The sequence below is a fragment of the Nitrospirota bacterium genome (genome assembly GCA_016180645.1).
In the GTDB taxonomy this organism is placed as follows: domain Bacteria; phylum JACPQY01; class JACPQY01; order JACPQY01; family JACPQY01; genus JACPAV01.
This window is the reverse complement of the sequence record JACPAV010000047.1, coordinates 1-14,163: the sequence shown is the minus strand read 5'-3', so window position 1 is coordinate 14,163 and position 14,163 is coordinate 1. Positions and strand designations below refer to the sequence as shown.

Here is a 14,163-nt window from a genome sequence, read left to right as displayed (position 1 = left end):
ATCTAGGCAAACCTGCGGACGAGTTTGTGCGCGGCCATGGAGTGAATATGTTCGACGGCCGCCGAACCGAATTTGCGGCTCACCATGTCCAGATACTTTGGATTCTGGAAGTACGCATGGAACGCGTGGTCGCGGAAACGGAGGACCTCCGACGCAGAGAGGTGCTTCGTCGGCAGCGGGAGTGAGTCCTCGGCGTGCTGGGAGTACCCCGACCATTTCTCCGGCAGCGGCCACTTCTCCTGAAGGGCTGTTTTGTAGAGTTGGGATCCGGGATAGGCCATGGCGGCGTAGAAGTTTCCGAATTCGCAATTGAGTTCCATCGCCAGGTCGAGCGTCTCCTGCATGCTCTTCAGATCGTCCTCCGGGAGGCCGAAGATGTAGTTCCCGATGACATGAATCCCGGCGTCCCACACTTTATTGAGGGTTTCGAAGATGTCTTCCTGATCATAGCCTTTGCGCGCCTCATCCCGCACGCGCTCGTTGGCCGATTCTATGCCGAACGCCAGCCAATGGATTCCGGCCTTCTTCAGTTTCTCGACCATCCCATCCCGCACAGTGTCCACGCGGGCGTAGGCCCAGATATTCAGGTTGAGGCCGCGTTCGATCATCATGTCGCAGATCGGTTCCACGTGCTTCTTGTTGAGAACAAACATTTCGTCGGCGAACTTGACGTGTTGCACACCGTAGTCCTTTGCCAACAGTTCCAGTTGGTCGACGACGGTCTTGGGGCTCCAATAGCGATAGGTATTGGTGGAATCCTTGTACCCGAGGAACTTCTCGCCGCTCTTGAAGGGGGCCTGGATGCAGCAGAACGTGCAGTGATAGGGGCATCCGAGCGTGGTATAGACGGAGGCGTAGGGCTGCCGGGAGGGATGCCCGAGGGCGTGCCAGTTGTGGGCCCGGTACTTCTTCATCGGGAGGAGGTCCCAGGCAATTCCCGGCATCTCGGCATCCAGCTCTTGGATCAGGGGAGAGGGCGGTCCCCACCGCAATTCAGCGTTGTCCCGGTAAAGGAGGCCGGCAACTTTGCCGAGGTTCGGCGATACGGATTTGAGCGCCTCCAGGAGGGAAGACAGGGTGGCCGGGCCTTCACCGCTCGAAACGAAATCGGCGGCGCTATCTTTCAGTGTTTGTTCAGGGAGCGCGGCGACATGACCGCCGACCAGCAGAAGTTTCTGTTCCGGGGTTCTCTGCTTGATCGCCGCGGCCAGATCGAGGGCCTCGGACATGTTTTGCGTGGAGGCGGAGGGCTGGTGGCCGTACACCACAATGGCCACGAGAAGGGGAGCGGCGTCCGCGACCGCCCCTGCCGCCTGTTCCGGCGAAAGGCCCTCGGCCTCGGTATCGATCAGCGAGACGCTGTATCCTTTCCGCCGCACGTAGGTGGCCATCAGGCCCGCCCAGACCGGCGGCTCGACGGACGACAGCTTCCGGCCCAAGACTTGGTAGATTCGCTGCCGGTTTCCCGGATGAATGAGGAGGAGATCGAGTTGCGGCTTTTTGGCCACCGGCAGACTTCCTAGTGTCGCCCGGTTAAGACCGTATCGCAGATGAAGTGGATGTCTTCGGGCTCGAGAAGCGGGTGATTGGGGAGCTGGAAGCAGGTGGCGGCGATCCGATCGGACACCGGAAGCTTGAGCGCGCCGAGCCGATCCTTCCAAAACGGCTGGCGGGACATGTTGCCGCCGCCGAGGGGCCGCGTCTCGATCTGATTCTGCCGGAGGCGCGCGGCGATCTCATCGCGTTTCTTCGGCGAGGGCGCCAGAGCGACGAACGAGATGCTGCATATCTCCGCGCGATCGTTCTTTTGGCAATGGAATCCGGGCGCTTTCGTGAACCGGCTTTGGTAGATCTTGTGGTTCGCGACGCGGCACTGGATGACGTGCTCCGTGCGCCGGAGCTGGCACAGGCCGAGTCTCGCGTTCAGGTCCGTAGACCGGACATTGAATCCGGGGAGGTAGAACGTGAACGGCCGATTGAATTCCATCACTTTGTACTTGCGGGCCAGCTTCCGTTCGGTCTCCGGCGAAAGATCTTTGGCCCAGCCGTGGCTCCGAATTTGGAGGAGGATGTCGTAAAGATCGTCCCGATCGGTGCAGACCATGCCGCCTTCAATCGTGGAGAGGTGGTGCCCATAGAAGAGCGAGAACGTGCTCATGTCGCCAAACGTTCCCACCATGCGGCCGTCGTAACGGGATCCGAAGGCCGCGCAGGTATCTTCGAGGAGCGCGAAGCCGTATTTCTTCTTCAAGGCGAGGAGGCGGTCCATTTTGTTCGGAACCCCCAGGACGTGGACGGCGGTGACGGCCGTGGGACGGTATTTCTTCAGGAGGTTTTCGAGTGAGTCCATGTCCAGCCCGAAGTCTTCCTCATCCGCATCGCACATGATGGGCTGGAAGCCGAGCTGGAGGGCCGGAGCGACGCTGGTGGGCCAGCTTACAGCAGGAACGATGACCCGGTGGTTCTTGTGTTTCTTCGAAACGAGGAAAGCGTAGTACATGAGGAGGTTCGCCGAGGAGCCGGAATTGACGTAGACGGCGTGCTTGGTCCCAAGCCATTTCGCCCATTCGCGTTCGAACTCTTTGACCAGCGGCCCCTGGCTCAGCCAGGGCCGGGTGTTCAGCCAGGCGATGAGTTCCTGGATGTCGGCATGGGGAATGGTTTGATCCGCGAGAAGATATTTTTTCACCATCTAGAAGGGTCCTTTGAATTGTACGATTTCCGGCGCCTCCACGTAAGTGGGGGACCACGTTTTCTTGTTGTCATGGACCATCGAGTAGGCGGTCGAGGCGATGGTCTGCCCATTCGGGTAGAACAAGTTTTCAAGATTCTTCGTCGTGGGGCAGTTGACGGGCGCATAGCCCATGCGCTGGACCTGGAGCTTGTGCGATCCGCCCAGGCGTTCGACTACGCGGGCGGCGATTTCGGCGCTGGCCCCACACGCGGTCCATGCCGTGTCGACGACGAGCATCCGCCCGGTTTTTTTCACGGATTCGGCGATCGTGTCCATGTCGAGGGGGCTGAGCGAAATGGGATCGATGACCTCCGCGCCGATCCCGACCTCCTGGAGCGACCGTTGCGCCCGCAGACATTCGACCGCCATGTAGGAAATGCCGACCACGGTGATGTCCGTTCCCTGCGTCAGTACGCGCGCCTTTCCGAAGGGCACCGTGTAGACGCCATCCGGAACGGGCCCCTTCTGGTAGTGAAGAAGCCGGTGTTCGACGAACATGACGGGGTTATCATCGCGGATGCTTTCGATCAGGCAGCCTTTCGCGTCGTGCGGCGTGCTGGGAGCGACGACCTTGAGGCCCGGGCAGTGCATGAAGAACGAGTGGATGGCCTGCGAGTGCTGCGCCCCCTGGCCCCAACTCCGCCCGATGATCATGCGGATGACGAGGGGCACTTTAACCGTGCCGCCGTACATATAGCGGCTTTTGGCCGCGACGTTGACGATCTGGTTCAGAGCCAGGATGACAAAGTCCATCCGGATGTGGACGTGGATGGGCCTCATGCCGGCGAGGGCTGCCCCTATGGCCATGCCTGTGAGTCCATCTTCCGAAAGGGGGGTGTCGAAGACGCGGTCGGGCCCGTACTTCTGCAGGAGGCCGCGGGTGGTGCCGTAGAGCCCCTTGAAATCCGGGACGCCGATCCCGAAGACGAAGACGGCAGGGTCACGCGTCATTTCAAGATCGGTGGCCTCCAGCAGGGCGTCGGCGTAGGTGATCGTCCGGTCCATTTCAGGCGCCCGCCAGGAGATCCGTGTACAATTGCTCGTCAGACGGGAAAGGGCTTTGCTCGGCGAAGTCGAATGCTTCTCGGATTTCTGAATCCACCTTCCGTTCAATCTCCTTTCGGACGCCGGCCTCCAGTTTTTCCCCCATCCTCCTGACAGGATCGTTCTCAAACCAGGGTTCGGCCTCGTTCCGTCCGCGGTAGCCGGCCTGGAAGTCCTCATTCGGGCCGACATGCTCTTTCCAGCGATACGTCATGCACTCGAAGAAGCGGGGCCCACTATGCGTGCGGCGCATCTCATCGGCAGCCGCCTTGACGCGCTCGTAAAGTTTATCGACGTTGTTGTTCTCAATGCGTTCGGCGGGAATTCCGTAACCCTCCAGTCGTCTGTAGATGGGGACCGGAGGTTGGCGGTCGCGGATCGGCGTGTGGACGGCGTAGAGATTGTTCTCGCAGATAAAGATCACGGGAATTTGCCTGAGCGCGGCAAAGTTGGCGCTCTCATGAAAGGCGCCCTCCTCGATGGCGCCATCGCCGAAGAAACTGACGACGACCCGGTTCTCCTTCCGCACCTTCATGGCGAACGCGTAGCCCACGGCTTGGGGGATGGTGGTGGCCACGACCGCGGAGGCGCCCATGACGCCCACGGACACGTCCACGAGGTGCATCGATCCGCCCTTGCCCTTGGTGCAGCCCGTGGCCTTTCCGTACAACTCGGCGGCCATCCGCCGGAGGTCGCCGCCCTTGGCCAGATAAAACGCATGGCCGCGGTAGGTTCCGAACACGACGTCCTCTTTTTGGAGCGCCTCGCAGACGCCGACGGAGACGGCTTCCTGGCCGATGGAGAGGTGAACGGGGCTCTTGATCTTGTCCGTCGGATACACGCGCGCGACTTCCTCTTCCACGCGGCGGATCCGGTACAGCGATCGGTAGAATCTGGCTTCTAGTTTTTCCATGCTTTACACCGCAACCCAGTATTTCACGCCACTCTTCGCTATGCGAGCGCGCCGGTCTTCAGAAACCACTGATACGTTTCTTCAAGGGCCCGGCGCAGGGGCACCCGGGGCTGCCATCCCAATTGTTTCAAGACGGTGGAATCCAGCGCCTTGAAGGGCATGCCGTCCGGCCGGGACGTATCGTACCTCAGTTGGCCGGTGAAACCTACAACGTCCCGGACCCTTTCCGCAAGTTCGCGGATGGAGAGTTCCGTCCCCCCGCCCAGATTGATGGGGTCTCCACCCGCGTAGCTGTTCATGACGTGGATGCAGGCGTCGGCAAGGTCGTCGGCAAAGATGAATTCGCGCCGGGGATTCCCCGTACCCCAGATCTCCACGCTGGGCTCTCCGCGCGCTTTGGCCCGGTGCATCTTGATCAGGAGCGCCGGAACCACGTGGGAGCCTTCCGGATCGGAATCGTCTCCTGGCCCGAAGGCGTCGGCGGGAACGGCCGGGATGAAACGGACGCCGTACTGCTTGCGGTAAGCCCGGCACATGGCGAGACCGGCGATCTTGGCCACGGCGTAGGCTTCATTGGTCGGTTCCAGCGGGCCCGTGAGGATCGATTCGACTTTCATCGGCTGGGGGCAGTGCTTGGGATACGAGCAGGAGCTGGCGAGGTAGAGGAGATTCTTCACGCCGTGGCGATAGGCGCCGTCGATGACGTTGAATTCGACGAGAAGGTTGTCGCGGATGAAATCGGCCGGCCGATCCTGATTGGCGCGGATTCCGCCGGAAATTCCCGCGGCCAGAAACACGTATTCGGGTTTTTCCCGGTCGAGGAAGCGGTCCAATCCTGCGGCATCCCGACCGTTGGGTGCCTGACCCGGCGTGCCAACGACCTTCTTGAATCCCTCGTGTTCCAATCGCCGGAGGATGGCCCCGCCGATCAGCGTTTCCCCGCCCGCAACGAAGATCCTGCATGACTTCTGCATGTCCGCTACCGAACCGGTGATGATGCCTAGGACCCCAGTTCCTTGAAGGCCCGAATGGACTGATGGTTGCGCGCCCGGTCCTCCGCGGAGTAGTCCACCTCCACGTCGTAGAAGATGATCTGGCTGCCCGAGTACTCGAATTTGAACGGCACGTGGATGAGCCCCTTGAGGGCCTCTCGAATACGCGAATGGGTGCGGGGTGCGGCGAAGAGAAGCATGAATCCGCCTCCACCGGCTCCCGTCAATTTGCCGCCGAGGGCGCCCGCCGACCGTGCGGCCTCGTAAATCTTCTCCACTTCCGAATTGGACACCTTGGAGCTGAGGCTTCGCTTGGCCTTCCAGCCTTCATGGAGGAGTTTTCCGAAACCGTCCAGTTCTCCCGATCCGTTCAGGATCCCGATGGCTTCATCCACCATGCCGGCGAGCAGCCGCAATTGTTTCTCCTTGGCCTCGATGTCCTGGACGTACGTTTTCGCCACCTTGGCCGCGGTCCGCCGGATCCCGGAATAAAAGAGCATGAGATGGGCGTTCAGCTCCTGGATTCGATCGGGGGGCAGTGTCATCGGTTTCAGGACGACGTCGCCGTTTTGCAGGAAAGAGATGTGGTTGAACCCACCGTGCGCGGCGAGCACTTGGTCCTGAGAACCCACCGTTTCCTTGAGGACCTCCTGCTCAATGTGGATGCTTTCGAGAGCCAGTTGATGCTTCGTGGCGATCTGTCCCTTGAGGGCGTACAGCGCGTGGAGCAGTCCCACCGTGAAGGCCGAGCTGGAACCCATCCCTCCCCGCGCGGGCAGGTCGCCGTCGTGCTGAATTCCCACGCCGCGATCGATCTGGAGGTGATCGAGAATGGCGCGCACGGCCGGATGCGTGATGTCCTCCTTCGTGGCGGTATTTTCCATGCGGGACCAGACGACACGGTATCGATGTTCGAAGAAGGGTGGGAAGTAGCGGACCATGAGGTAGCAGAACTTGTCGATCGTGGTGGCGAGGACGGCGCCACCGTGTTGTCGATACCACGCGGGATAGTCGGTTCCTCCCCCGAAGAACGAGATTCGATAAGGAGTGCGGCTGATAATCAAGGGTTGTCTCCACCCCCACCCTTGCCCTCTCCCATCCAGGGGGAGGGGGTATTTTTTTCCCCTTCCCCCCTTGAGGGGGAAGGGGAGGATGGGGGGTGATGAACGGTTGCTGATTCTGTGCAAGATGGGTCCCTGAAGAACTCCGAAGCGACGGCGTACGAATCCGGTGTTCCGATGTCCAGAAACCGGCCTTCCAGTCGGAAGCCGAAAAGTTGCTCCCTCGTCCACAGAGGAAACATCTCCGTCTCGATGGAGACGGCCCGTCCCTCCGGGATCGTGGCGAGCAGTTTTCGGCTGAGGACATAGATTCCGGCACTGATCCAGCCCGGTCCCTCGTGGCCGCCTTTCTCGTCGAAGCGGATGACCCGGTCCTGGGCGTCGGTCCTCACGAGGCCGAATCTGCCGGCATCCGGGACTTGGACCAAAGCCAGCGTGCCGTCGGCGTGTTTCCGTTGATGCCATTCGACCAGATCCTGAAGATCCGCCTGGCAGTATGAATCTCCGTTGAGGGCCAGGATGGGATCGGACTCGGCAAGAGGGAGCGCATGGCGCAGGGCGCCGGCCGTTCCGAGGGGTTGGGTTTCATGGGAGTAGGAAAGCTGGACGGCGCCGAATCGATCCCCAAGGCTGGATCGAACCTGATCGCCCTTATGCCCGGTGCAGAGGACGGCATGGCGGACTCCGGCGCGGCCGATTTGATCGAGGAGGACGGCAAGAAAGGGCCGGCCATCGACTTCTGCCAATACTTTCTGCCGGTCCGGCACGACCGGTTGGAGGCGCTTCCCCAGCCCGCCGGCGAGAATCATGGCGGTCAGATCCATTCCTCGTTTCGGCTAGACGTTCTTGAATTCACCGCGTCCCATCATCCGATAGCCCTTGATCAGTTCGCGGATGCCGTCGTCGAGCGACCGCCTGGCCTCGAACCCCGCCTCGCGCAAGCGTTGGTTGGAGACGATGTAATTCCGCTTGTCGGGATCGCTGCCCACATTGGAGAAGTGGATGTAGAAGTTGGGGACGTGTTGTTTGATCCGTAGCGCCAATTCCTCCTTGGAAAGATTCGCCGAGTCCAACCCCACGTTGAAGGGGCGTCCCGTCATGCGCGAAGAGTTTTCGATGCAGTAGACGAAGCAATCCGCCACATCTCGGATGTGAACGTAGTTCCGCTTGAACTCTTTTTCGAAAATGACGAGGTAGCCGTCCGTGACCGCGGCGTAGACGAAATGATTGACGAGGAGGTCGAGCCGAAAACGGGGGGACATGCCGAAGACGGTGGCCAGCCGCAAGGTGACGGCGTTCTTGGAATTCAGGAGATCCTTTTCGGCGTCGGATTTGGTTCGGCCGTAGAGCGAGATCGGTTCGAGCGGTGTTTCCTCGGTGCAGTGGATGTCCCCGGACTGAGTGCCGTAGCCGCTGTTGGTGGTGGGATAGACGACGAGCTGCTGAGGGCTTCGGAGCTTGTTAAGGGTGCGCACGGCTTCCAGGTTGACGTCGGCGGCGAGTCGCGGGTCGCGGTCGCACGCCGGCGCGCCCACGATGGCGGCCAACGGAATAAGGACATCGGCCTTGGGGATCAGTTTTTCCAGAGTTTTCCGGTCGCGAACGTCTCCGTAGATGAAATCGAATTGAGGATGGGCACAGAAGTGGAAGAGGCTGTGTTGCCCATACATAAGGTTGTCCAGCACGGTGACGCGATATCCCCCCTGGAGCAGGCGTTCGCAGAGGATGGAGCCGAGATAGCCGGCGCCACCGGTGATGAATACGTGTCCTGCCATGGTCGTTGGGATATACATCATAGAGATGCGGGGGTAAGATTTCTAGTGGAGCGGCGTTCGACTAACGTACGAGGATCAGATCTCCGGCGAGGACTCCTTTCGCATGTCGGAGTAATGTTTTCAGAGCCACGGGGAGGCTGACGCCCCCGGACCCGGCGCTGACGGTCGAGAGATCGGCCTGTCCCCGTGCGGAGGCCGAGAGGGCTTGGGTATGAGCCTCGAGGGGCGCCTGACGGGCCGCTTCCTGCAAGGCCCGGATGTAGTTTCGATACAGGGCGCGAAGGGGTCCATGGTTGAGATGGAGGTGGTAGCGGCCTAACTGTGGATCGTAGATTCTGCCCGCGAGATGCTTCAGACCGTGAAAATGAAAGAAGAGGAGGGGGTCGCCGTCCACCAACGGTGCGGTACCGTCCATGTTGAGGTTTGACCCTCCCACATTCCATGGCGCCACGTTGGCCCCCTTGTGCTGGAGCACCACGACGCCATCGAACCGGCTCGGCCAATCGTCCAGATATTTCTGGTCGGCGAAACGGTTCGGCTCCGGGCGGTCGTAGCACCACTCCATGCAGCGAGCGCTCCACCAACGGAGGCATTCGAGGGCCCGCTCATCCTTCCTGAACGAGAGCCAGCCGACGTTGTAGATTCCGTAGGCTTCAAGTCCTTTCAGATGGGGGGGGAACCGGTGGCCGATGATCCCGATGGAGCCTTTCCCCATTTCCTCGAACAGCGGGGCCGGATCGGAATAGAAAAAAAGGTCTGCATCCAGGTAGGTGAGCAGGTCCACCTCCGGCTCGGTGGACAGGATGTAATAGGGGAGGAAAGGCGAGCATGTGAAATAGTACTCGACCGGCGACCGGCTCTTCTTGACTTCGAGCAGCTCAGGATGGCTTCGCTCCAGGGTGTCCAGCGCGATCGGCCGTATTTCGGGAGGGGCGTATTTCGAGAGAAGGTCGAAACTGGGCGTATCCATGCAGAGGGTCCACAATTGGAACGGCGGGCAGACTCTCTTGAGGGATTGATGCAGCGCGAGCGCCCGGGCGAGATACCGGTGATCGAAGTAGGTGCAGAAATGGAGCATAGGGGTCAAGTCTTGACTTGAGACAACTTGGTTGAGCGGTCGTCCGATAGCCGTATCAATTCAAGACTTGACCCCAAGCCCATCCAGCCACACGCCCGGCTCGGTCATGCACTTTTTGCGATGGTGAAAGATTCTTCCCATTCTGAGCGAAACCACCCCCAGGGTGAGAGCAGACACGGCAAATTTCCGTGGGTTCAGGTAGAGAACAGCGGAGACGAATTCGGTCATACAAACCCTCAGCAAACTTAGGTAGTGCAGAAAGAACGATCCCCCCGGCTTCTTGAGATGGGCGACCCACTCGCCGTAGCAGGAGCGGTAGCTTCTTCGAAAGCTCATATGGGTGGCGGGGGTTTCGGAAGAGTGACTCCCGTGCCAATGGCCTATCGTTGCGCGCGGCGTGATCCCGATCTTGAAGCCGTGATGGATGATCCGATTGCACAGATCATCGTCTTCTCCGTAGATGGGGTGGAAAAGGGGATCAAAACCGCCCACCTTCTCGAGGGCGGTCCGGGTCATGAGCCAAGCTGCGGCGGGCGTAAAGGAGATCGGATAGAGGTCTCTAGCCCTCCCAAGGTAGAGGTCGGAAAAGAAATCCGCCAGACCCGCGCGATGTAGGAAGAATCCGAAAAGCGTGTCGATACGGGTGCTTTCGTAATTGAGATGGATCGGGCTGATGATCCCGTAATCGTCATTCGATGATGCCAAGCGGATGAGCGTTCCGATGGTGTCTGCCGGAACCTGGGTATCGACGTTCAATACGAAGACATATCGAGCGCCCAACTCCAAGGCCCGCGCGAATCCGATATTGTTCCCGCCTCCGAAGCCGGTATTCACGGGCTGCGCGAGCAACTCGACTTGGGGAAACTTTTCCGCAATGGTCTTCGGCGTCCCGTCCGTCGAGTTATTGTCTACGACGATGACGTGTGTGGGGTGCCGGCTACCGAGCAATCCCGTGAGGCACGGCTCGATCCAGCGACCCCCGTCTAACAGAATGCCGATTCGTAGGGGAGCATCTTCAGATGCTCCCTCTTGTCGGGAGGGTCTGAAGACCCTCCCCTACGCATTCTGTTAGACGCACTAAGTCAAGCTCTGCCCGCAGTTCGCGATTCAAATGAGGCATCTCACGAGCTGTCCAAGCGTTTGCGGCCGAAGAAGGATCCCCGCGTGTAGCCGTGAGGCTTCCCGAAGAAGCCGCAGGGCCGGGCGCCGCCGGCCGCGGTCCCTCTGCTGGGCCGCGAGATCCAGCAGGAAATCGGCTGTGCCTTTCCGAGCCCACGCTTCCGGGTCCGCGATGCCGGCTTCTGGAAACCGGCCGGCCAAACCGCGGTGGAGAGCCAGACAGGCGCCGATGGCATCGGCCTGGTTCGAACGCTGGAATCCGTTCAGGCTTGTCCAGGCGCCCAGCGCTTCAATCTGCGAAGGCGTGAGGAGGGAATCTTCCCAGGCCTTGGACCAATACTCTTTCAAGAAGTCTGTGGTTCCTTTCGCGCCGTTCCACACGATGAAATAGAAGATGGCCGTGCGGTAGGCATCCGGTGCAAGTCGCCGGATCGAATCCGGGAGATCACGTTGCGCAAACAAGCGGTCCATCACGAGCTTGCCTTCCTCATGGTAGCGGGTGTTGATTTCGGACCGCTTGGTGCCCGGGTGGTCCCTGTAGACGGACAGCACCTTTGGGAGATAGTGGAACTTGAAGCGGTAGCCGGCGAGCAACCAGACCTGATAGTCCATGGCGTACCTCAGGCTCGCGTCGAGGGGGCCGATCGATTCCATGACCTTCCTGCGCATGAAAGCGGACGGCTGGACCATGAAGGGGCCTTTGCCCGTGATATGTCCTTCGAGCGTGAAGGGGCCGGATCGGGTGACGCCTCTCCGGTTCCCATCCTCGTCGATCGTGATCGCGTCGCCGTGAATGATTCCGACCTCCGGATCGGAGCTGAAGCCTTCAGCCACGGCGCGGAGCGCCCCGGGAAGGAGGAAGTCATCCGAATTCAGCCACATTAGGAATTCCCCCTTGGCCCGGGCGAACCCCTTGTTGATGGCATCCGTTTGCCCTCCATCGGGTTCCGAGACCCAATACGCCAATCGGTCTTGGTAGCGGCGGATGACATCGACGGTTCCATCCTTCGAGCCGCCGTCCAGGACCATGTACTCGACGTGGGGATAGTCCTGTTCCAAGACCGAACGGATTGTTTCCTCGACGAATCGCCCGTGGTTTTTGGAAGGAGTAACAATCGAAATCAGGGGAGTGTCGGGTCCCATCGGTTTGCGAGGCCAGTGTAAGCGCCCCCCGTGTGACTTTCAACCGGCCGTCGCGTTGACTTTTCAGAGCCTGCATGTGAAAGAAAGGCTGAACGGTTACGAAACATGAAAGTTGTCATCTTGTGCGGTGGGCTCGGAACTCGCTTGCGTGAAGAGACCGAGTTCCGGCCCAAACCCCTTGTGGAGATCGGAGGGCGGCCCATCCTATGGCACATCATGAAGCTGTACGCCCACAAGGGGTTCCGGGAGTTCGTTCTTTGCCTGGGCTACCGGGGCAGCATGATCAAGGAGTACTTCCTCAACTACGAGGCCATGAACAACGATTTCTCAATCCGCTTGGGACATACGGAAGACGTGCAGTTCCTTGGGGCCCACGATGAACAGGATTTCCGGGTGACTCTGGCCGACACCGGTTCGACCGTGGAAACAGGGGAGCGGGTGAAGAAGATTGAGAAATACATCGATGAGGATGAATTTATGTTGACCTACGGAGATGGTCTGGCCGATCTTGATCTGGAGGCCCTGTTGGATTTTCATCGGCGGAGCGGCCGGATCGGGACGGTGACGATCGTCCGACCCCCTTCGCGCTGGGGCGTGGTTGAGCTCGGGGAGCAGGACCGTGTCAGACGCTTCCAGGAGAAGCCGCAGTTGGAGGGGTGGGTGAGCGCAGGATTTTTCGTCTTCGGGAAGAAGATCTTCGACTATCTTGACGGCGGCGTCGCGCTTGAACGGGAGCCCCTGAGGCGCCTTGCGGAGGACGGACAGTTGGCGGCGTATCGCCATAGCGGATTTTTTCAGGCGATGGATACCCACCGGGATTACCTCCTCCTCAATGACATCTGGGCCCGAGGGCAAGCGCCTTGGAAGACATGGGCGTAATGAGGAAAACGAGGACCCCTGTGGATGGGTCCGCTCGGAGAGGGACGTCAGGGCGCGAGAAAACTCAGGGGAAGGCCGTTCACCCGGAAGGTAGGCACCTTCGGTGATCTGGCCGCGGTAAGCTTCTACGGGGTTTTCGCGTCCCAACGAAGCCCGACATGATCCTGATAAACTCATCTCCCAAAGACGCGGCCAAAGTCTTCCAGCGATTCCTTCCCATATCCGTACCCATTGGGGTAGGTTTTCTGATCTCAGCTTTGGAACGCGCAGGTATCCGGGCCGCATGCCTGGACGAGCAGGTCGAGGACCATGTGCTGGACCGTGTCGCGGAACACGTCAAGACAATGGAAAAGCCATATATATTCGGGTTCAGCGTGCTGACAGCCGCCTTGAAGAACGCGGTGATACTCTCGAAACAGCTCAGGCAACTCTATCCGGATTCAAAGATCGTATTCGGCGGCATTCACCCCACGGCTCTTCCCGACGAGGTGCTGGCGTATGATCATATCGACGCCGTGATTAGGCGTGAAGGGGAACGCCCGCTTGCTGAATTCTACAGACACGTCAAAGCTGGAACAGACATTTCGAGCATCGATGGCCTTTCCTACAAGAAGAACGGTGCGATCATTCACAACAAGATGTCCCCGGCCATGAAGGACCTGAGCGCCGAACCTCCCTTCCCCTACCATCTGTTCACGAACAAAAGATACGATCTCGGCTTCATCATGAGCTCGCGGGGATGTCCCTACGACTGCATTTTTTGCAGCAACAGGATCACCACGGGCAAGAAATACCGTTACAGGCCTGCGGACATTCTCGTTCAAGAACTTGAGGAGCTCTACACCAAGTACGGCAAGAGGTCCGTTACTTTCTTGGACGACAATTTCCTGGTCAGCAAACCACGGATATACAGACTGATCAACGAGATTCGGGCCAAAGGCCTGCATGAAAAGATGAACTTCACTTTCCAGGCGCGCGGGGACAATGCGGACGAGAAACTGATGCGGGACCTCTTTGACGTGGGGTTCCACAGCGTCTTTTTCGGCATGGAGACCGCCAATCCGGAGATGATGAAGACCATCAAGAAGCGCGAGACGGTCGAAGACTGCGTCAACGCCGTCCAGATCGCAAGGAAGATCGGCTATCACGTCAGCGCGACGTTTATCTACGCCCTGCCGGGTGACACGCACAAGGACAGAATGGACTGCGTCACACTCAGCAACGATCTGAAGATCGACTTGGTCCGCTACAATAACGCCACTCCCTATCCCGGGACGGAACTGTATGAGATCGCCAAATGCCAGGGCAGGCTTTTCATCCAGGGCATCTACGAGAACTTCATTTCCACCTCCACGTTCACCGAATCGCCTTTCAAGCCCGTCCCCTTTTCATATGTCCCGCCGGGCAATACGGAAGAAGAGATCC

At 59.6% G+C, this 14,163-nt stretch carries 13 protein-coding genes; 2 read left to right on the top strand and 11 right to left on the bottom strand.

Translation table 11 applies throughout. The features are described from left to right. Positions 1-2: 2 nt before the first annotated feature. The 11 genes from HYT87_18720 to HYT87_18670 all read right to left on the bottom strand — a co-directional run bounded on the left by HYT87_18720 (position 3) and on the right by HYT87_18670 (position 11,859). Complete coding sequence (locus HYT87_18720; GenBank protein ID MBI2061777.1) at positions 3-1,508, bottom strand: cobalamin B12-binding domain-containing protein; 1,506 nt, start codon at positions 1,506-1,508, stop codon at positions 3-5. An 11-nt stretch (positions 1,509-1,519) separates the two neighbouring features. Further along, a complete protein-coding gene (locus tag HYT87_18715; GenBank protein MBI2061776.1) occupies positions 1,520-2,692 on the bottom strand; it encodes a DegT/DnrJ/EryC1/StrS family aminotransferase in 1,173 nt (390 codons plus the stop codon). Then, positions 2,693-3,739, bottom strand: coding sequence for an alpha-ketoacid dehydrogenase subunit beta (locus tag HYT87_18710; protein MBI2061775.1), 1,047 nt, complete (start codon positions 3,737-3,739; stop codon positions 2,693-2,695). A 1-nt stretch (position 3,740) separates the two neighbouring features. Beyond that, entirely contained in the window at positions 3,741-4,691 is a 951-nt protein-coding gene (locus HYT87_18705) for a thiamine pyrophosphate-dependent dehydrogenase E1 component subunit alpha (protein MBI2061774.1), read from the bottom strand. A gap of 38 nt (positions 4,692-4,729) precedes the next feature. Then, on the bottom strand, positions 4,730-5,665 hold the full coding sequence (locus HYT87_18700) for a GDP-L-fucose synthase (GenBank protein ID MBI2061773.1): 936 nt from the start codon (positions 5,663-5,665) through the stop codon (positions 4,730-4,732). A 26-nt stretch (positions 5,666-5,691) separates the two neighbouring features. After that, complete coding sequence (locus HYT87_18695; GenBank protein ID MBI2061772.1) at positions 5,692-6,747, bottom strand: kinase; 1,056 nt, start codon at positions 6,745-6,747, stop codon at positions 5,692-5,694. After that, positions 6,744-7,568: a nucleotidyltransferase family protein gene (locus HYT87_18690; GenBank protein MBI2061771.1), complete on the bottom strand. Its 825-nt coding sequence runs from the start codon at positions 7,566-7,568 to the stop codon at positions 6,744-6,746. Before HYT87_18690 ends, HYT87_18695 begins: the two co-directional genes overlap by 4 nt. A 12-nt stretch (positions 7,569-7,580) precedes the next feature. After that, positions 7,581-8,519 (bottom strand): NAD(P)-dependent oxidoreductase, encoded by a 939-nt coding sequence (locus HYT87_18685; GenBank protein ID MBI2061770.1) that lies wholly within the window; start codon positions 8,517-8,519, stop codon positions 7,581-7,583. A gap of 61 nt (positions 8,520-8,580) precedes the next feature. After that, on the bottom strand, positions 8,581-9,597 hold the full coding sequence (locus HYT87_18680) for a glycosyl transferase (GenBank protein MBI2061769.1): 1,017 nt from the start codon (positions 9,595-9,597) through the stop codon (positions 8,581-8,583). A 60-nt stretch (positions 9,598-9,657) separates the two neighbouring features. Beyond that, positions 9,658-10,545: a glycosyltransferase family 2 protein gene (locus HYT87_18675; protein MBI2061768.1), complete on the bottom strand. Its 888-nt coding sequence runs from the start codon at positions 10,543-10,545 to the stop codon at positions 9,658-9,660. A gap of 159 nt (positions 10,546-10,704) precedes the next feature. Next, the gene (locus tag HYT87_18670; GenBank protein ID MBI2061767.1) at positions 10,705-11,859 is read right to left on the bottom strand and encodes a glycosyltransferase; all 1,155 of its coding nucleotides are present in this window, start codon (positions 11,857-11,859) and stop codon (positions 10,705-10,707) included. A 105-nt stretch (positions 11,860-11,964) separates the two neighbouring features. Here HYT87_18670 and rfbF point away from each other — a divergent pair, with 105 nt between their 5' ends. Both rfbF and HYT87_18660 read left to right on the top strand, forming a co-directional pair. Next, complete coding sequence (gene rfbF / locus HYT87_18665) at positions 11,965-12,738, top strand: glucose-1-phosphate cytidylyltransferase (GenBank protein ID MBI2061766.1); 774 nt, start codon at positions 11,965-11,967, stop codon at positions 12,736-12,738. A gap of 158 nt (positions 12,739-12,896) precedes the next feature. After that, positions 12,897-14,163 (top strand): B12-binding domain-containing radical SAM protein (locus HYT87_18660; protein MBI2061765.1); only part of this gene is annotated, 1,267 nt, incomplete at its 3' end.